Origin of the sequence: Massilia sp. X63 (assembly GCF_041023745.1) — a bacterium.
Lineage (GTDB): Bacteria > Pseudomonadota > Gammaproteobacteria > Burkholderiales > Burkholderiaceae_D > Telluria.
The window spans coordinates 382,345-400,046 of sequence record NZ_JBFTEF010000002.1 but is presented as its reverse complement, the minus strand read 5'-3'; the positions used below and the strand labels follow the sequence as shown (position 1 = coordinate 400,046).

15 protein-coding genes are annotated in these 17,702 nt (G+C 66.8%); 6 read left to right on the top strand and 9 right to left on the bottom strand.

Features of this window, described 5'->3' with window-relative positions:
- Positions 1 to 273: 273 nt before the first annotated feature.
- From AB3347_RS05920 to AB3347_RS05905, 4 genes are all read right to left on the bottom strand, one after another.
- On the bottom strand, positions 274 to 972 hold the full coding sequence (locus AB3347_RS05920) for a FadR/GntR family transcriptional regulator (RefSeq protein ID WP_369090853.1): 699 nt from the start codon (positions 970 to 972) through the stop codon (positions 274 to 276).
- A 151-nt stretch (positions 973 to 1,123) separates the two neighbouring features.
- Entirely contained in the window at positions 1,124 to 1,522 is a 399-nt protein-coding gene (locus AB3347_RS05915) for a BlaI/MecI/CopY family transcriptional regulator (RefSeq protein WP_369090852.1), read from the bottom strand.
- A gap of 89 nt (positions 1,523 to 1,611) precedes the next feature.
- Entirely contained in the window at positions 1,612 to 4,809 is a 3,198-nt protein-coding gene (locus tag AB3347_RS05910; RefSeq protein ID WP_369090851.1) for a pectinesterase family protein, read from the bottom strand.
- Positions 4,806 to 5,534: a rhamnogalacturonan acetylesterase gene (locus tag AB3347_RS05905; RefSeq protein WP_369090850.1), complete on the bottom strand. Its 729-nt coding sequence runs from the start codon at positions 5,532 to 5,534 to the stop codon at positions 4,806 to 4,808. Before AB3347_RS05905 ends, AB3347_RS05910 begins: the two co-directional genes overlap by 4 nt.
- Before the next feature lie 193 nt (positions 5,535 to 5,727).
- Here AB3347_RS05905 and AB3347_RS05900 point away from each other — a divergent pair, with 193 nt between their 5' ends.
- From AB3347_RS05900 to AB3347_RS05875, 6 genes are all read left to right on the top strand, one after another.
- Positions 5,728 to 6,456: a FadR/GntR family transcriptional regulator gene (locus tag AB3347_RS05900; protein ID WP_369090849.1), complete on the top strand. Its 729-nt coding sequence runs from the start codon at positions 5,728 to 5,730 to the stop codon at positions 6,454 to 6,456.
- A 236-nt stretch (positions 6,457 to 6,692) separates the two neighbouring features.
- Positions 6,693 to 7,610, top strand: coding sequence for a 5-dehydro-4-deoxyglucarate dehydratase (gene kdgD / locus AB3347_RS05895; RefSeq protein WP_369090848.1), 918 nt, complete (start codon positions 6,693 to 6,695; stop codon positions 7,608 to 7,610).
- A gap of 3 nt (positions 7,611 to 7,613) precedes the next feature.
- Positions 7,614 to 9,194, top strand: a complete 1,581-nt coding sequence (locus tag AB3347_RS05890; protein ID WP_369090847.1) for an aldehyde dehydrogenase (NADP(+)) — start codon at positions 7,614 to 7,616, stop codon at positions 9,192 to 9,194.
- Positions 9,195 to 9,309: 115 nt separating this feature from the next.
- Positions 9,310 to 10,719, top strand: a complete 1,410-nt coding sequence (locus tag AB3347_RS05885) for an MFS transporter (RefSeq protein WP_369090846.1) — start codon at positions 9,310 to 9,312, stop codon at positions 10,717 to 10,719.
- Positions 10,720 to 10,724: 5 nt separating this feature from the next.
- Positions 10,725 to 11,606, top strand: coding sequence for an SMP-30/gluconolactonase/LRE family protein (locus tag AB3347_RS05880; protein WP_369090845.1), 882 nt, complete (start codon positions 10,725 to 10,727; stop codon positions 11,604 to 11,606).
- 61 nt (positions 11,607 to 11,667) lie between these two features.
- Positions 11,668 to 12,603: a cupin-like domain-containing protein gene (locus AB3347_RS05875; RefSeq protein WP_369090844.1), complete on the top strand. Its 936-nt coding sequence runs from the start codon at positions 11,668 to 11,670 to the stop codon at positions 12,601 to 12,603.
- A gap of 34 nt (positions 12,604 to 12,637) precedes the next feature.
- Here AB3347_RS05875 and AB3347_RS05870 read toward each other — a convergent pair whose 3' ends face one another.
- From AB3347_RS05870 to AB3347_RS05850, 5 genes are all read right to left on the bottom strand, one after another.
- Positions 12,638 to 12,871 carry a hypothetical protein gene (locus tag AB3347_RS05870; RefSeq protein WP_369090843.1) on the bottom strand — a complete coding sequence of 78 codons (234 nt, stop codon included), beginning with the start codon at positions 12,869 to 12,871 and terminating at the stop codon, positions 12,638 to 12,640.
- A gap of 97 nt (positions 12,872 to 12,968) precedes the next feature.
- Positions 12,969 to 13,265 carry a hypothetical protein gene (locus AB3347_RS05865; protein WP_369090842.1) on the bottom strand — a complete coding sequence of 99 codons (297 nt, stop codon included), beginning with the start codon at positions 13,263 to 13,265 and terminating at the stop codon, positions 12,969 to 12,971.
- 166 nt (positions 13,266 to 13,431) lie between these two features.
- Positions 13,432 to 15,480 (bottom strand): putative bifunctional diguanylate cyclase/phosphodiesterase, encoded by a 2,049-nt coding sequence (locus AB3347_RS05860; RefSeq protein WP_369091078.1) that lies wholly within the window; start codon positions 15,478 to 15,480, stop codon positions 13,432 to 13,434.
- A gap of 231 nt (positions 15,481 to 15,711) precedes the next feature.
- Positions 15,712 to 16,905: an acyl-CoA dehydrogenase gene (locus AB3347_RS05855; RefSeq protein ID WP_369090841.1), complete on the bottom strand. Its 1,194-nt coding sequence runs from the start codon at positions 16,903 to 16,905 to the stop codon at positions 15,712 to 15,714.
- Between the two features lie 221 nt (positions 16,906 to 17,126).
- On the bottom strand, positions 17,127 to 17,633 hold the full coding sequence (locus tag AB3347_RS05850; RefSeq protein ID WP_369090840.1) for a flavin reductase family protein: 507 nt from the start codon (positions 17,631 to 17,633) through the stop codon (positions 17,127 to 17,129).
- Positions 17,634 to 17,702 lie beyond the last annotated feature (69 nt).

Here is a 17,702-nt window from a genome sequence, read left to right as displayed (position 1 = left end):
GCACAGCACTGTTGTCCGCGGGAGCCAGGCCTTGGAGGCGGAGGCGAACGAGGGGACTCAGCAATCATTGGCTTGTCGGCGATTCTACTTTGGTCTGACCGCTTCCGCAATCTGGACGAGCCACTTATTTTTGTATCGTCATTACAAGCGCTAAGCGGCCCGACCAATTGACGAAACAATCATCTTGCCGGCGAGGGAATACAGGCGCGGCGCAGGGCGCCCCGCAATATGGAGAGAGGAGAGTTGCCGGACCCATGGTCCGGCCGGAGGGAATCAGCCGCGCGAGAAGGTGCGGGTCACGCGGTCGAGGTGCGCGCGCATGGCGGTGCGGGCGCCGGCCACGTCGTGCGACGCGATGGCGGCGAAGATGTTGCGGTGGTCGATCAGGGTCTGCTGGCGCAGTTCCTCGGTCTGGAAATGCTCCTTCAGCTTGTGCCAGAGCGAGCCGCGCTGGCTCCACAGGTATTCGATCACGCCCACCATCGCGCTGTTGCCGGTAGCGCGGGCGATCGCCAGGTGAAAGTTGCGGTCGGCTGATTCGTTGCCGCTGCGGTCTTCGTGGTGCTGTTCCATCTCTTCGACCGCGCGCAGGATGGCGTCGATGGCCGAGTCGCTGGCATGCTTGGCGGCGAGGGCCGCCACTTCGACCTCGATCAGGCGGCGCGCCGCCAGCACCTCGAAGGGGCCGGGGCCGGCGCTCGGCACCTCGGCCTGCGGCTTGGCCTGTTCGCTGACATACACGCCCGAACCGCCGCGCACTTCGACCTTGCCGCCCAGTTCGAGGGCGATCAGGGCCTCGCGCAGCGAGGTGCGGCTGACACCGAGCTTGGTGGCCAGTTCGCGTTCGGCCGGCAGGCGCTCGCCCGGGCGGATGTTCTCGGCGCGGATCAGCTCCTCGATCTTGGCCGAGACCACCCGGTACAGCCGTGGCTCGTTGACGCTGTTCTCGTTCAGCGCAGCGGTTTTCTTCATCGATGGGTCCGTCGTTCGTAAATAAGGTGGCCGATGCCAAACAGCGAATCTTAGTTTGGTGCGGGTAATGTTGCAAGTGGACCAACCAATTATATGCCAACAGTGTGGCGAAGCCGCCCTTGCCCCTGTTTTATCTTCCTTCGGTGCCGGCTCAGCGGGCGTCCCGTGCGCCGCCTTCGAGCCCGTCGATCAGCTTGCGCAAGTCCTGGATGTCCGCCGGCGACAGCCCGCGCCGCTGGGCGAAGTGCGCCACCAGCGGCGCGATGCGCCCGCCGAACAGGCGCTGCACCAGGCTTTCGCTCTCGCGCGCCAGCCAGGCCTCGCGCGGCAGCACGGCGTGGTAGAGGAAGCGCCGGCCATCCTTCTGCGCGGCGATCGCGCCTTTCTTGAGCAGGCGGTTGAGGAGGGTCTTGACCGTGGCGGTCTGCCAGTGCTGGCTCTCGGAAAGCGCGACCACGACCTGCTCGGCCACTACCGGGCCGGGCGCGCGCCACAGCACTTCCATGACGTGCGACTCGGCGTCGCTGATGTTGATGGGGGTAGTCGACATTGGCAGCACCATTCACAAATGTAATTCAGTTCAATGATTACATCTGTAAACGATGCCGTCAAGCGCCGTGTGACGCTTTTTTGGTCCGCTCAGGGCTGCGGGTTCCAGCCGCGCCCCGCGAACACCGCGGCGCGCGTCGACAGGCGTTCGGCCTGGGCGCGGTCCATCTGCAAGCCGCCGTAGCTGCGCGCCTGTCCGTCGTCAAGCCGGTTGCCGAACTCGCGCCATCCTCCTTCGAGCGGGTTGGGCGCCGGCTTGCGGTACCAGGCATCCGGGGCGATATGCGGGCCAACGCTGCATGCGATGAAGGCGACCTTGTCCCAGGTGTTGGCGGTGCCGGGCGAGCGCGCGAAATAGGTGGCGCCATCGGGCGGCAGGTTCCCCAGGGGACCGGGCCCGCGCGTCAGGCGCGAGCGCAGGAAGACGAAGCCCGGATCGTCCTTGCCGACGGTGCGCGCCTGTACGATGTAGCCGCCGCTTGCCGGGTTGGCGCTGTCGCCGACGGTGCGCAGTTCGCTGTCCTCGAACAGGGCCGCGCGATTGTTGCCCCAGACGAAATCGACGTTGCCTTCGATGAGCGACTTGTAGAACCAGGCGTAGCCATGCAGCTGCAGCGTGTCCTGCTCGCTCATGAAATGGGCGTTGCGCGCGACCAGGCGCTCCTGGTCGCCGCTGAAGAAGAGGGTCTCGGCCTGCGCCGAATGGCCGTCACTGCGGCGGGTGCTGTTGTGCAGGGCGATGTCGCGCAGCTCCAGTAAATCGCTGTCCTGTGCCAGGAACAGGGAGCGGCCGCCCATCACGCCGGCGCTGCCGTCCGGCTGGCCGGTGCCCGAACCGGGGTTGCGGGTGTCGCTGTTGGCGGCGCGGATGATCGTCGCTTCGCGGCTCTGGCCGCGCAGCATGACATTGTCCTTGTCGCGCAGGTAGAGCAGCTCGGGATAGACGCCGTCGCGCACGTTGACCGTGATCGCCTTGTCGCGCGGCAGCGACATGGCGTAGTCGAGCGCACCCTGCACGGTACGGAAGTCGGCGCGCCCGTCGTCGTCCACGGTCACGCTATCGCCCACCGGCAGGTAGGGCGAGGTGCGGAAGGACCAGCGCGCCCCGTTGAAACCATCGGCCTGGACCAGGCGCGCATCCACCACCGCTTCGTAGTCGACGCCGCGTTCCAGCGCCCGGGGCAGGCGCACGTACAGTTCCTTGCCGAGCAGCTTGAGCGGATGCTGGCGCACCAGGCGCTGGCGGCCCTGCGGGCCGAGTGCGGTGACGGTCTCGCCGGGACGGACCACGGCGACCAGTACCTGGTCGCGTTGCCGGTAGACGCGCACACTGCCTTCACCGGTGAGCACGGGTTGCTTGTCGAAGACGAGGCGCAGCGGTGCGTCCGGCGGCACGCCGCGCTCGCCCTGGGCCGGGAAGGCGGTGGCCGAGGCGGGGAGGGTGGCGCGGCGCGGCGCGGCGAAGGGCGCGCCCACGTCGACATTGAACACAGCCTGTGCCCAAGGGTCATCCAGGCTGCGCACCGTCACGGCGGTGCGGCCCGGCGCGTGCGCCGTCACGCGTACGCCGCCGTCGGCCGCCTCGACCGAGGCGATGCGCGGGTCCGCGGCGCTGGCGCCGAGGCGCGAGGCGCCGCCGACGCGCAGGGTGTCGGGTGCATCGCCCGCCTGCATGGCCAGGCGGTCCGCGCCCACGTGCACGGTCACGCGCTCGGGCGCGCCGGCAGGGCCGCCGCGCAGGTCGAGCAGGCTGGCGGCGCCGGCATCCCAGGACACCGGCTGCAGCGCAGGCATCGGCGGCGCCACCAGCCAGGTGGCGCGGTCGCCGTCCACCGAAACGGTCAGCAGGCCGCCCTGCGGTCCCTGTTCGGCGGCATGGCGCAGCACCACCGGAACGTCCGGCAGCCCGGCATTGCGGCGCACCTGCTTGATGCGCTTGACGTCGCCGCCGCGCGATTCCAGCAACTCGACCTGCAGCACCTTGCCGCCCTCGGCCAGTTGCAGGCTGGCGCCTTGCCAGTCGCCCGTGGCATCCTGGCGTACGCGCAGCAGGAAGGGCGCGCCGATGGCGGGCACGATGCGCGCCTCGGCATAGCCCAAGTCCCGCTCCTGCAGCGCGCGCGGGCCGGCATTGTCGCGCACGTGGCGCGCCACCTCGGCCGCCGGCAGGGCCGTGAAGCCGTAGGGCACGCGCCAGCCGGGGTTGCCGCCATAGGGGCAGTCGGCCAGCGGCCGGCCGTTGAGCAGCGAACCGGTGTCGGCGAACACGCCCGGACTCGAGGCCGGGTCGCGCACCACCTGTTTGCACGTGGTGGCGCCGGCGATGTCGAAGGCATTGGCGTCCGAAACGATGTGCGACGCGTGGGCCGCGCCGATGCTGTAATGGTGGCCGTAGACCGGGTGCCGGCGGTCGCCGACGTAATAATTGTTCAGCAGGTGGACCTGGCCGTAGCGCACCCGCGGCGCACGCTCGGCCACGTGCTCGAACAGGTTGGCCTTGAGCGTCACGCGCAGGTGCCCCTGGTCTCCCAGCGCGCGGTCGCTCGAGCCGATCAGCATGTTTTTCTCGTGCTGGGCGAAATGGTTATAGGTGACGCTGACGAAGTCCGCGCCCTGGTTGATGTCGAGCGCACCGTCGTGGCACTGCTTGCGCATGCCGTTCTCCACCGGCTGCCTGTCGTCGGTATGCGGCGCGTCGGTGAAGCTGTTGTGGTCGATCCACACGTGGTGCGAACCGGACACCGTGATGGCGTCGAACAGCGAGTTCCAGTTGCCCTTGGCGCCGTCCTTCGGATCCCAGCGCGGCCCGACGTCGCAGGGATTGCGCAGCGCGAGGTTGCGGATGACCACTTGCGAGACGTTCGCCACCGACAGGCTGCCGTTGACGAAGCCGGCATCCTGCGCCACGCCGATCAGGGTGGTGTTCGAGGGAATGCGCACCGTGCCGCGCCGGGCCTGGTCTTCGCTGCTGGCGAACGGGCGGCCTTCGCTCATGTCGATGCTGGCCGCCACGCGTACGATGCGCGCGGGGGCCGGCGCTTTCAAGGCCGCCAGCAGTTGCGCCCGGTCGCGTACCGTGTAGACGTGGGCGGGACTGGCCAGCGCCCCGCCGCGGGTGCCGCCTTCCTGAGCGGCCCAGCCGTCGAAGGGCGCATGCTGGCGTTCGGCCAGCGCGACCGCGGTGGAGGCGGCCGATGCGTCGGCGGCGGGAGCGGCGACCGGATTGTCCAGGGATGTGGCGGCCGCGCCGGCCAGGGCCAGCGCGATGGCCGCGACAGGCGCGCTCACCGTGCGCCCCGCATCGATGCGGACAGGGCCGGCACCTGGCGCACCAGTTCCTTGGCCATGATGCCCGAGAAGCGCTCGGCCCCGAGCGGGCCGAGGTGGGTGTAGTCGAAATTGGCGCCGGTGCGGGCCAGCTTGTCGGCTTCCTGCGGGCCCATGGCCTGCACCGCGTCCAGCGACAGCGCGTTCAGGTCGACCAGCGGTGTCCTGGTGGTGCGCGCGACCTGGCGCACCGTCCCGGCCCAGGGCGCCAGGTCGTTGTGCACGTAGCCGTTCTTGAAGCTGCGCCGGGTCAGCGGCGTCACCAGCACCGGGACCGCGCCGAGCGAGCGCGCCTCGTCGACGTAGCGCTGCATGTTGACCGGGAATTCGGTAACGAAATCGGTGGAGCGCCCGGGCTTGCCCGGCTGGTCGTTATGGCCGAACTGGATCAGCACGTAGGTCTTGCGAAAGCCTGCGCCCTCGCGCAGCAGTCCCATGACTTCGTCCCAGCGCTTCTCGGCCCGGAAGCTGCCCGAACTGCGGCCGCCGCGCGCCAGGTTGTGGCAGGCGGTTTCGGGCGTGAAGCGCGCGCACAGGGCGTCGCCGTAGCCGGTGGTGCTGGCCATGGTGGAGTCGCCGACCAGGATCACGCGGTCGGGCAGGGCGGCGGCAACGTTTCCTGCGCCGGCGTTGGTGGCGAACAGCAGGGGGATGCAACAGGCGAGGGAACGGACGGGATGTAGCATGGACGGGCTCCTAAAGGTTCGACAGATTCTATTTTGGCCTGACCAATTTATCAAGCGGTCAGGCCGGCAAGTCCACGTGCCTGGTTCCGTGGCGTCCGGCATACAATCAATACTAAGACGTCCTGACATAAGACGTCAGACATCTTGTCTTGTTATATAATCGTCTTATTCCTTTTCCAGCTTCGATATCTCCATGATTCCCATGCAGCGCAAACCCCGCAACCTCGCACAGGGCGTCGTCGAGCAGATCAGCAGCAACATCCGCCAGGGCCTGCTCAAGCCGGGCGAAAAGCTGCCGACCGAATCCTCGATGATGGCGCAGCACGGGGTGAGCCGCACCGTGGTGCGGGAGGCGATTTCGCACCTGCAGGCTTCGGGCCTGGTGCAGACGCGCCACGGTATCGGCACCTTCGTGCTGGAGCGCCCGCCGGCCGGCTTGGGGATCGATGCCGAAAGCATCCTGACCCTGCGCGACGTGCTGTCGATCCTGGAGCTGCGCATCGGCGTGGAAACCGAGACCGCCGGCCTGGCCGCGGTGCGCCGCACCGACGAGCACGTGCGGGAACTGGGCGCCGCGCTGGCCGAGATGCACGAGGCGATGGCGGTCGGCAGGTCGGCAGTGGAGGCCGACAAGCGCTTCCACCTGCTGATCGCGCAAGCCACCGGCAACCGCTATTTCGAAGACATCCTGACCCAGCTCGGCAATGCGATCATCCCGCGCAGCCGCCTGAACACGGTGGAGCTGGAGGAGGACAAGCCGGCCAACTTCAACGAACGCGTCGGCCGCGAGCACGACGACATCTTCCGCGCCATCGAACGGCGCGACCCGGAGGCCGCGCGCGCGGCCATGCGCACCCACCTGTCCAACAGCCGCGAGCGCCTGGTCGAGGCGCAGCGCCGCATCGAATCGCGGATCAATTAAGCGCAGTCTTCGCAGTCTCTCGCAGCACTCGCATTCCCTCGCGGGCAGCGTCGCATCCGCGCCTCCGGTCGGATCACGCTTGCCCTGCCGTTTGTAGCCTTTCCAAAAAATAGCGCACATTTCGCTTGCGAGCACATCGTTTCAGTTGTACGATGACATACAACTGAACGGAACACTGCATCGCCATTCCTTCATCAGCAGCACTTCACCCGATAACCTGTCCTGGAGACTCTGTAATGCAAGCACTCGAACTACAAAAAGTCCTGTCGCACGGCCTGCTGTCCTTCCCGATCACCGACTTCAACGCCGAACTCGAATTCGATCAGGCCGGTTACCAGAAGCGCCTGGAATGGCTGGCGCCGTACGGCGCGACCGCGCTGTTCGCCGCCGGCGGCACCGGCGAATACTTCTCGCTGCACGGCGAGGAATACAGCCAGATCGTCAAGACCGCGGTCGACACCTGCGCCGGCACCGGCGTGGCGATCCTGGCAGGCTGCGGCGGCCCGACCCGCACCGCCATCGCCCACGCACAGGAAGCCGAGCGCCAGGGCGCGCAAGGCCTGCTGCTGCTGCCGCACTACCTGACCGAAGCCAGCCAGGACGGCCTGATCGCCCACGTCGAAGCGGTGTGCCGCTCCGTGAAGATCGGCGTCGTGGTCTACAACCGCGCCGCCTGCCGCCTGAGCGCCGACTCGCTGGCCAAGCTGGCCGACCGCTGCCCGAACCTGATCGGCTTCAAGGACGGCATCGGCGACATCGAACTGATGGTCTCGATCTACCGCAAGATGGGCGACCGCTTCAGCTACCTGGGCGGCCTGCCGACTGCGGAAGTGTACGCCGGCGCCTATAAAGCCCTGGGCACCCCGGTGTACTCGTCGGCCGTGTTCAACTTCGTGCCGCAGCTGGCGATGGACTTCTACCACGCCACCGCTTCGGGCGACACCGCCACCACCAACCGCCTGCTGGACGATTTCTTCCTGCCGTACCTGGAGATCCGCAACCGCAAGGCCGGCTACGCCGTCAGCATCGTCAAGGCCGGCGCCCGCCTGGTCGGCCACGGCGCCGGTCCGGTGCGTCCGCCGCTGACCGACCTGACCCCTGCCGAAGACGAGATGCTGCTGGCCCTGATCCAGAAACAGAAGAACGCGGTATAAGCCATGCAGATCACTGGTGAAATGATCATCGGTGGCCAACTCGTCCGCGGCAACGCGGGCGAGGTGCTCGCCTACAACCCGTCCACCCGCGGCGAGATCGGCCCGGGCTTCGGCCAGGCCAGCGGCGCCGACGTGGAGCGCGCCTGCGAACTCGCCGCCGCCGCTTTCGACCCCTACCGCGCACTGCCGCTGGAGCAGCGTGCCCGCTTCCTGGAAGCGATCGCTGAGCAGGTGCTGGCCATCGGCCCGCTCCTGATCGAACGCGCCCAGCAGGAAACCGGGCTGCCGCAGGCCCGCCTGGAAGGCGAGCGCATGCGCACCGTGAACCAGCTGCGCCTGTTCGCGAAAGTCGTGCGCGACGGCCGCTTCCTCGGCGCCACCATCGACAGCGCGCTGCCGGAACGCGCCCCGCCGCGCCCCGACCTGCGCCTGGCCAAGATCGGCCTCGGCCCGGTCGTCGTCTTCGGCGCCAGTAACTTCCCGCTGGCCTTCTCGGTCGCGGGCGGCGACACCGCATCAAGCCTGGCAGCAGGCTGCCCGGTCATCGTCAAGGCCCACGGCGCCCACCTCGGCACCTCGGAGTTGGTCGGCCGCGCCGTCCAGCGCGCGGCGCTCGACTGCGGCATGCCGGAAGGCGTGTTCTCGATGGTCTTCGGCGACGGCCGCACCATCGGCCAGCAACTGGTCAGCCATCCGGCCATCAAGGCGGTCGGCTTCACCGGTTCGCGTGGCGGCGGCACCGCGCTGATGCGCACCGCTGCGGCCCGCTTGGTCCCGATCCCGGTCTATGCCGAGATGAGCAGCGTGAATCCGGTGTTCCTGCTGCCGGCAGCGCTGGAAGAAGGCGGCGCCGCGCTGGCGGCCGGCTTCGTCGATTCGCTGACCCTGGGCGTCGGCCAGTTCTGCACCAACCCGGGCCTGGTGTTCGCGGTCAAGGGCGCGGCACTGGATGCCTTTACGGCAGCGGCCACCACGGCGCTGGCAGGAAAGGGCGCCGGCACCATGCTGACCGCCGGCATCCATGAAGCCTACAACAGCGGGATCGCGCGCTTCGGCGCGACCTCCGGCGTGCGCCTGGTAGCCCAGGGCAGTACCGAAGGCATCGGCTGCGCCGCCCAGGCTGCGCTGTACGAGTGCGAGGCCGCCGATTTCCTGGCCAACCCGGACCTGCAGGACGAGGTCTTCGGCCCGGCCGCGCTGGTGGTGCGTTTCGACAGCGCCGAGCAGCTGCTGCAGGCCGCCGAGCAGCTGCACGGCCAGCTGACCGCCACCGTGCACGTGAAGCCGGCCGACCACCCGCTGGCAGCTACCCTGCTGCCGATCCTGGAACGCAAGGCGGGCCGGGTGCTGTTCAACGGCTTCCCGACCGGCGTCGAGGTGTCGCACGCGATGGTCCACGGCGGCCCGTTCCCGGCCACCAGCGACAGCCGCAGCACTTCGGTGGGCGCGAGCGCGATCGACCGCTTCCTGCGTCCGGTGTGCTACCAGAACGTGCCGGAGGGCTTGCTGCCGGAGGCGCTTCGCGACGACAATCCACTGCGCCTCGCACGCGTGGTGGACGGTGACCTGAAAGTCGTAGGTTGATGCGAAGGGGCGCCTTGGGGCGCCCCTTTCTCGACCTGAAACCGATTGATGCACCAGCCGGGGGAGACACCGGCTGTTTCGTTTGAAAAGAACTGATCCCATGAATCAGCAAGTCATGAGCGCAACTACCGAGCAACGCGCGCAGCAGACCCCCGGGCTCTCCTCGACGGTGGGCAAATATCGCTGGACCATCTGCGCCCTGTTGTTCTTCGCTACCACCATCAACTACCTCGACCGCCAGGTCCTGAGCCTGCTGGCGCCGCTGCTGACCAAGGAATTCGGCTGGTCGAACACCGACTACGCCAACATCACCGCGGTGTTCCAGTTCGTCTACGCCATTTCGATGCTGTTCGCCGGCCGCGTGATCGACCGCCTGGGTACCAAGCGCGCCTTCGTGCTGGCGATCGTGGTCTGGTCGCTGGGCGCCATCGCGCATGCCTACGCGATCGGCATCGGCACCGCCGTCAACAGCGTGTTCACCACCCTCGGCCTGGCCGCGGTGCCGGTGTCGATCATCGGCTTCATGGTCGGCCGCGCGGTGCTGGCGATCGGCGAGGCCGGCAACTTCCCGGCTGCGATCAAGGCCACCGCCGAATACTTCCCCAAGCGCGAGCGTTCCTTCGCCACCGGCATCTTCAACTCGGGCGCCAACATCGGCGCAGTGCTGGCGCCGCTGACGGTGCCCCTGATCGCCGAATTCTGGGGCTGGCAGGCCGCCTTCATCGCGGTCGGCGCCATCGGCTTCCTCTGGATGGGCGTCTGGATCTGGCTGTACGACACGCCGGACCGCCAGAAGCGCCTGAGCGCCGGCGAACTGGCCTACATCAACAGCGACAGCACGCCGGCGGAAGCCGCACCGAGCGCGGCAGCGGCCAAGCCGAAGGCATCGTGGTTCAAGCTGCTCGGCTACCGCCAGACCTGGGCCTTCGCCTTCGGCAAGTTCATGACCGACGGCGTGTGGTGGTTCTTCCTGTTCTGGCTGCCCAAGTACATGTCGGCGCAGTACGGCCTGACCGGGCCGGAGATGGTCGTGCCGCTGGCCGTCCTGTACAGCATGACGATGGTCGGTTCGATCGGCGGCGGCTGGCTGCCGACCTGGTTCCTGAACCGCGGCCACAGCATCTACCAGGGCCGCATGCGCGCCATGTTCACCATCGCCCTGTTCCCGCTGGTGGTGCTGCTGGCCCAGCCGCTCGGCTACCTGGGCTTCTGGATCCCGGTGATCCTGATCGGCATCGGCGCCTCGGCGCACCAGGCGTGGTCGGCCAACCTGTTCACCACCGTCTCCGACATGTTCCCGAAACACAGCGTCGGCTCGGTGGTCGGCATCGGCGGCATGGCGGGCGGCCTGGGCGGCGTCCTGATCACCAAGCTGGGAGGCTGGCTGTTCGACTACTACGGCGCCCTGGGCCACCTGGAGACCGGCTACATGATCATGTTCTCGATCTGCGCGCTGGCCTACCTGACCGCCTGGCTGGTGATGAAGGCCCTGGTGCCGGCGCACCGCGAGATCACCGACCTGTGATGGGCATGGAGATCGTTCGCGTCGCCGGCGTGCACTGCGCCACCGGCGAAAGCCCGACCTGGAATGCGGCCGAAGGCGCCTGGTACTGGGTCGACATCCCGGCGCGCCGCGTCTGGCGCATGGAGCACGCCAGCGGCGCCGTGCGCCATTGGGAAGCGCCCGAGATGGTGGCCTGCGTCGCGGCCGCCGACGACGGCAGCCTGGTGGCCGGCATGGAGACCGGCATCTTTCGCCTGCAGCTGGGCGAAGACGGCAAGGCCGAGGCCAAGCGCCTGGCCGCGCCGCCATTGTCCGAGCTGGGCGAGGGCATGCGCTTCAACGACGGCCGCTGCGACCGCCAGGGCCGTTTCTGGAGCGGCACCATGTTCATGGACATGGGGGCGGCGCGCGCGGTCGGCGGACTGTATCGCTACAGCAGCGACGACGGCCTGCACGGTCCGGTCGTCACGAGCCTGCTCACGCAGAACGGCCTGGCCTGGTCGCCCGACGGGCGCACCATGTACCTGTCGGATTCGCATCCGCAGCGCCGCATGGTGTGGGCCTTCGACTACGACACCGAGCAGGGCATCCCGCACAACAAGCGCGTGTTCCTCGACCTGGGCGGGCAGAAGGGCCGCCCGGACGGCGCCGCCGTCGATGCCGACGGCGGCTACTGGACCTGCGCCAACGACGGCGGCCTGCTGCAGCGTTTTACGCCAGGCGGGAAGCTGGACCGCGAGATCGCGCTGCCGATGGCCAAGCCGTCGATGTGCGCCTTCGGCGGCCCGGCGCTCGATACCCTGCTGGTGACCTCGATCGACCCGGGGCCAGGGGGCGAGGCCGGTTCGGTCGTGCTGCTGCGCCCGGGCGTGAGCGGCCTGGCCGAGACGCCCTTCGCCACGGCCTGATTCGACTTTTCTGTCTCCACACGTTAACCTGTGCGCGGTTTCGTGTGGAGTGCTGAAGAGTATGTCGGGCAAAGAGAGTGATCTGAAAGGGCAGCTGCCGCCGTTGCCCACGCTGGCGGCGACGCCGGAAGACGCGGCGGCCAGGAAGCTGGCGCAGGAAGCGCGCGACGCGGCGGTGCGCGGCGTGGTCTCGATCGCGGCGATGCGCCAGGCCGTCAAGCAGCATGCGCGCACGCTGCCCGTCCTTTCCGGAATACCGCGCCTCAAGCGTCTGGATGCCGCCGCCTTTGCCGCGCGTGCCGCCCAGGGACTTCCCTTCATCATGACCGGCCTGGTGCGACGCTGGCCCTTGTGCAGCCTCTCCCCGCTCGACCTGCGCGAACGCTACGGCGACATGCCGGTGCGCGCCCGCGTCGGCGACTACATCCGCCAGCCCTTCCGCGCCGACCGCCCGATGCGCGACATGCTGCTGCGCGACTATCTCGACCTCGAGCCGGAGCGCATCCATGGCCAGGATGAACCGCCGCCCTACGTCGGCAACATGGAACTGCGCGAGCTGAACCGCCTGTGCCACTGGCCCGCCTACTTCGGCAAGATGGGGCCGCCCCGTTTCTGGCTTGGCCCCATCGGCACCATGACGCCGCTGCACTGCGACTTCGACGACAACATCTTCGCGCAGATCTGGGGCCGCAAGCGCATCTTCCTGGCGCCGCCGCATCACGACGCATACCTGTACGCGAGCGAAGCCAACCCGGTGCTGTTCGGTTCTCCCTTCGACCCGGAAGCGCCCGACTACGACAGTTATCCGCTGGCGCGCCAGGCGGCCACGGTGTCCTGCGACGTCGCACCCGGCGACCTGCTCTACGTGCCGGCCGGCTGGTTCCACCAGGTGCGCGCGCTGGAGTTTTCGCTGTCCTCGAACCGCTGGGCGCGCGGGGTGCCGCTGGCGCTGCACGGCGATGCGTCGGTGCGGCGCCAGGCCGGTGCTGGGGCTTAGCGCATGGCCTGAGCGTAGCTTGTATCGTCGATTCCTATTGCGTCAGCAAATAGAAGGTGTAACAGAGCACGCCGATAATGAAATAAATCCCGATGTAGCCTGACCACATCATGAAGCGTCCTTCCCAGTTGCCTTCCTTGCTGAGTTTTGCATAGTACCCCCATGCATGTCCGGGTTCGTATCGCTTCCGATGTTTATAGTCGATTATTTGGTTAGGAATGCCAAAAACAATCAAGAAAATAAGCGTAAGGGTTTTGAGTGCAAGCATGTTGTTCTCACTTGAGCTTAGTCATTCAATCAGGTCCGCTTCTGGCCGCTCTCAGCCATCCAATTCATGACGGCCCCGACCCGCGCAGACCTTCCCATCACGTGCCCGGAGGGGCACTCTGGGCCCTCAACTCGTCAAGAGATACCAGCGCACCGTCGTCCATCTTCCAACGCAGGTTCTCGACCGGCACGCCGACGCGTTGGCTGGCATAGATCACCGTACCGATACCGCGGTAGTGCCCGGTGGACTCTGACTCGATGACGAGCGTGAAATGTGGATCGCTTTCCAGCGCCGACTTGAGTGCGTTGGCTACCTCAAGCATTCCAAGGAGCTTGCGCCCGTCGAGCAAAATCGTGTCGTCGTCCACGACGACCGCCGTGATGTGATTGTTCATTGAATTGTTGCCCAAGAATGAAGAGGTCGGCTCTTGGCCGAGGCCGGCCCTTGGGCTCAGCATAGCAGCTTGCCAGCGCCGAAACATCGCAGACTGTCACCAAAGGCCGGCCGCGGTGGCGGACCGGCGGATTCGCTCGGTGTGCGTTTCCGGCACGCGGCGAAGCTTAGTGCAGCGCGCGCGCGTACTGGGTGAAGAGATCGGCGCTCAGCGCATGCTGGTACAGGAAACCCTGGTAGATGAAGCAGCCGGCGTCGGATAAAAACTGGCGCTGGCCGGGCGTTTCCACGCCTTCGGCGATCACCTGCAGGCCCAGGCTGTCGCCCAGCGCGATGATCGAGCGGACGATGGAGGCGTCGTTCTGGTCGGTCAGTACGTCGCGCATGAAGGACTGGTCGATCTTGAGCTGGTCGAGCGGCAGCTTGCGCAGGTAGGCCAGCGACGAGTAGCCGGTGCCGAAGTCGTCCAGCGAGAAGCTGATGCCGCGCTGCTTGAGCATGCCCATGGTGCGCGCAGTGTGGGTGAAGTCGCTCACCATCAGGCTCTCGGTCAGCTCGAGCTTGAGGCTGGACGGCTGCACCCCGGTCTCCTCGAATACCTGCTGCAGCATCGGCACGAAGTCCGGTTCCATGAACTGGCCGGCGCTGACGTTGACCGACAGCGTCAGCCCGGCCATGTCGGGATAGCGCTGCCAGTGCGCCAGCTCGGCGCAGGCAGTGCGCAGCACCCAACGTCCAATGTCGATGATCAGGCCGCTCTCCTCGGCGGCCTGGATGAACTCGGCCGGATACAGCAAGCGACCGTCCGGCAGGCGCCAGCGCAACAGAGCCTCGGCGCCGATCACGCGGCTGCTGCGGTCCAGCTGCGGCTGGTAGTGCAGCACGAACTCCTTGTCGCGCAACGCACGCCGCATCGCGTTTTCCAGCTCGGCCCGGGCGGACCAGGCGGCCTGTACCTCCGGATCGTGAAAGCGGTAGGTATTGCGCCCGCAGGCCTTGGCCTGGTACATCGCGGCGTCTGCATGACGCAGCGTCGATTCGACCGTGTCCACGGTGCCGCACAGGGTGGTCACGCCGATGCTGACCGAGACCGCGTACGTCGAATCGGCCAGCTGGAACGGGGCGGCCATCGCGGCCACCACCTTGGCCGCCACGGTTTCGGCCTGGGAAGCCGCGCCTTCGCGCGTGTCTTCCACCGGCTGGATCAGGATCACGAATTCGTCGCCGCCCAGGCGCGCCACCATGTCGGCTTCGCGCACGCAGTGCTCGAGGCGGCGCGCCACCGCCTGCAGCAGCAGGTCACCGGCCGCGTGGCCCTGGGAGTCGTTGAGGTATTTGAAGTTGTCGAGGTCGCAGAACATCAGGGCGCCGCACTTGCGTGTGCGGGCGCTGCCCAGCAAGGCGCGGCGCAGGTGGTCGAGCAGGCTGGCGCGGTTTGGCAGGTCGGTCAGCGGATCGAAGAAGGCGAGACGGTAGATCTTCGCCTCGTTGTGCTTGCGCTCGCTGATGTCGGTGCCGATCACCAGGATCTTGCGGGGCGCGCCGGTGTCGCTGTCGGCGGCCAGCAGGGTCCAGCGGGTGTCGGTCTCGATGCACACGCCGTCGCGCCGCAGGTGCGACAGCTCGCCGCTCCATTCGCCGTTGGCGAGCGTGTTCTCGTAGGCGGCATGGTAGGCCGGCAGGTTCTCGCACAGCAGGTCCGAGAACTTCTTGCCGCGCGCCTCGGCCGCGCTCCAGCCGTACAGCCGTTCGGCGCCGTTGTTCCAGTAGGTGATGCGCGAATTCAGGTCCATCGCGATGATCGCGTCGCGCGCTTGCTGCAGGTAGGAGGCCTGCTCGTGCACCAGCACGTTGGCGTTGCGCAGTTGGGTATAGTCGAAAATGAACCCTTCGATCAAACGGCCATTGCTGCCTGGCGTTGCGGCACCCTGTTCGAACACCCATTTGGTTTCGCCGTTAGCGCAACGAATACGATAGGTCAGCTGATAGGATCTGCCCTGTTCCATTGCCAGGCTTACCCCACGTTCCACAGCAAGCCGGTCGTCAGGATGGATGATAGTTGCAAAACTCAAGCCCGACTTCGCTAAAAATGCAGCGGCAGGATATCCAGTCAGCCTACCGATCCCCTCACTGGCATACTCCATTGTCCAGTCACTATCGACATGGCAGCGGTAAGCGGCGCCGGGCAAACTCTGTAGCAGGCGTTCGAGCGACATCACATGGTCGTTGCTAATTGCCTGGGGCTGCGGTCGGTCAAGAGCGCTCATGCGGCCTCTCGAAATTGGTCGGGAAAGGTGTTGTAGATTTGGTTATATGTGGCAGGTAACCATGGTAGCGCAAAAACCGAGTCGTATTGACGCAGCGCGATTGAAATTAGAAAAGAATGTTGTAGATAAGCTAATGCACATCAGAAAACACGCCGCTGGGGCAGCGGCGCGTTTGGGAGATCAGAACGCGGCGATACCGGTCTGTGCGCGGCCGAGGATCAGCGCGTGGATGTCGTGGGTGCCTTCGTAGGTGTTGACCACCTCGAGGTTGACCATGTGGCGCACGATGCCGAACTCGTCCGAGATGCCGTTGCCGCCGAGCATGTCACGTGCAACGCGGGCAATGTCCAGCGACTTGCCGCAGGAATTGCGCTTCATGATCGAGGTGATCTCGACCGCGGCGGTGCCTTCGTCCTTCATGCGGCCCAGGCGCAGGCAGCCTTGCAGGCCGAGGGTGATTTCGGTCTGCATGTCGGCCAGCTTCTTCTGCACCAGCTGGTTGGCGGCGAGCGGCTTGCCGAACTGCTTGCGGTCGATGACGTACTGGCGCGCGGTGTGCCAGCAGTCCTCGGCCGCACCCAGGGCGCCCCAGGCGATACCGTAGCGCGCCGAGTTCAGGCAGGTGAACGGGCCCTTCAGGCCGCGCACGTCCGGGAAGGCGTTTTCTTCCGGGCAGAACACTTCGTCCATGACGATTTCGCCGGTGACCGAGGCGCGCAGGCCGAACTTGCCGTGGATGGCCGGGGCGCTCAGGCCCTTCCAGCCCTTTTCCAGCACGAAGCCGCGGATCGCGCCTTCGTCGTCCTTGGCCCAGACCACGAACACGTCGGCGACCGGCGAGTTGGTGATCCACATCTTGGAGCCGCTCAAGCTATAGCCGCCTTCGACCTTGCGGGCGCGGGTGACCATCGAGGCCGGGTCGGAACCGTGGTTCGGCTCGGTCAGGCCGAAGCAGCCGATCCATTCGCCGGTGGCCAGTTTCGGCAGGTATTTTTGTTTGGTCTCTTCATTGCCGAACTCGTAGATCGGCACCATCACCAGCGAGGACTGCACGCTCATCATCGAGCGGTAGCCGGAGTCGACGCGCTCGACTTCGCGCGCGATCAGGCCGTAGGCGACGTAGTTCAGGCCGGGGCCGCCGTACTGTTCCGGGATGGTCGGGCCGAGCAGGCCGAGTTCGCCCATCTCGCGGAAGATCGAGGTGTCCATGCGCTCGTGGCGGAAGGCCTCGAGGATGCGCGGCTTCAGCTTGTCCTGGCAGTAGCTGGCCGCGGCGTCGCGCACCATGCGCTCGTCGTCGGTGAGCTGGCTGTTCAGCAGCAGCGGGTCATCCCAGTGGAAAGCGGCTTTGCGGGGCGAATCGGAATGGCTCATGGATCTTCCTGTCTCGGTAGGGGTTTTTTCTCACGAAAACGAAGGCACGCACCCGTCCCTGGGACGCGCCATAGCCTGACCATTATAGGAATGACGCACCGCCGCATCTTTTGAATCTGCGACAGGCATTTTCATTTTTACTCGACACCGGGGAAGTTTCGCTGGGCAATATGCTGGGCAATACAGCGATGCTGCCCAGCCAGGCGCCGCAGTCGCCCGGCCTAGCCGGTAGCCCCGAAGCGTCCGCCGTGGAACAGCAGCGCCGCTTGCGGGTGGACCGCGCATTCCTCGACTTCTCCCACGAAGATCACGTGGTCGCCTTCCGGGTAGCGGCTGCGGTTATGGCATTCGAACCAGGCCGAGACGCCTTTCAGGATCGGCAGGCCGGTGCGCGACAGTTCGTAGTCGACGCCCTCGAACGGGTCGTCGACGCTGCGCCGCGAGAAGCGCAGCGCCAGATCCTGCTGGCCGGCCGCCAGCACGTTGATGACGTAGTGCGAGTTGCCGCTGAAGATGGGCAGGCTGTTGGCGCCGGCGCCCAGGCTCCACAGGACGAGCGGGGGCTCGAGCGAGACCGAGTTGAAGGAACTGGCGGTCAGCCCGCGGAAAGAGCCGTCGGCAAGGCGCGTGGTGATGACGGTGACACCGGTGGCGAATTGCGACAGCGCGTGGCGAAAATGCGCCGAATCGAAACCGCGCGTCTGGGCGCGGGGAGAACGTGTATTCATTGGTCGCCATTATGCCACTGTCGGGCGCTTCCCCGGTCCCGCATTCGCTAGCGACTGCACGAAACACGG

What these genes read in the sequence shown, in the direction of transcription:
- AB3347_RS05920 (WP_369090853.1), bottom strand. Translation starts at nt 972, where the DNA reads ATGAAGAAAACCGCTGCGCTGAACGAGAACAGCGTCAACGAGCCACGG.
- AB3347_RS05915 (WP_369090852.1), bottom strand. Translation starts at nt 1,522, where the DNA reads ATGTCGACTACCCCCATCAACATCAGCGACGCCGAGTCGCACGTCATG.
- AB3347_RS05905 (WP_369090850.1), bottom strand. Translation starts at nt 5,534, where the DNA reads ATGCTACATCCCGTCCGTTCCCTCGCCTGTTGCATCCCCCTGCTGTTC.
- AB3347_RS05900 (WP_369090849.1), top strand. Translation starts at nt 5,728, where the DNA reads ATGATTCCCATGCAGCGCAAACCCCGCAACCTCGCACAGGGCGTCGTC.
- kdgD (WP_369090848.1), top strand. Translation starts at nt 6,693, where the DNA reads ATGCAAGCACTCGAACTACAAAAAGTCCTGTCGCACGGCCTGCTGTCC.
- AB3347_RS05890 (WP_369090847.1), top strand. Translation starts at nt 7,614, where the DNA reads ATGCAGATCACTGGTGAAATGATCATCGGTGGCCAACTCGTCCGCGGC.
- AB3347_RS05885 (WP_369090846.1), top strand. Translation starts at nt 9,310, where the DNA reads ATGAGCGCAACTACCGAGCAACGCGCGCAGCAGACCCCCGGGCTCTCC.
- AB3347_RS05880 (WP_369090845.1), top strand. Translation starts at nt 10,725, where the DNA reads ATGGAGATCGTTCGCGTCGCCGGCGTGCACTGCGCCACCGGCGAAAGC.
- AB3347_RS05875 (WP_369090844.1), top strand. Translation starts at nt 11,668, where the DNA reads ATGTCGGGCAAAGAGAGTGATCTGAAAGGGCAGCTGCCGCCGTTGCCC.
- AB3347_RS05870 (WP_369090843.1), bottom strand. Translation starts at nt 12,871, where the DNA reads ATGCTTGCACTCAAAACCCTTACGCTTATTTTCTTGATTGTTTTTGGC.
- AB3347_RS05865 (WP_369090842.1), bottom strand. Translation starts at nt 13,265, where the DNA reads ATGAACAATCACATCACGGCGGTCGTCGTGGACGACGACACGATTTTG.
- AB3347_RS05860 (WP_369091078.1), bottom strand. Translation starts at nt 15,480, where the DNA reads ATGTCGCTCGAACGCCTGCTACAGAGTTTGCCCGGCGCCGCTTACCGC.
- AB3347_RS05855 (WP_369090841.1), bottom strand. Translation starts at nt 16,905, where the DNA reads ATGAGCCATTCCGATTCGCCCCGCAAAGCCGCTTTCCACTGGGATGAC.
- AB3347_RS05850 (WP_369090840.1), bottom strand. Translation starts at nt 17,633, where the DNA reads ATGAATACACGTTCTCCCCGCGCCCAGACGCGCGGTTTCGATTCGGCG.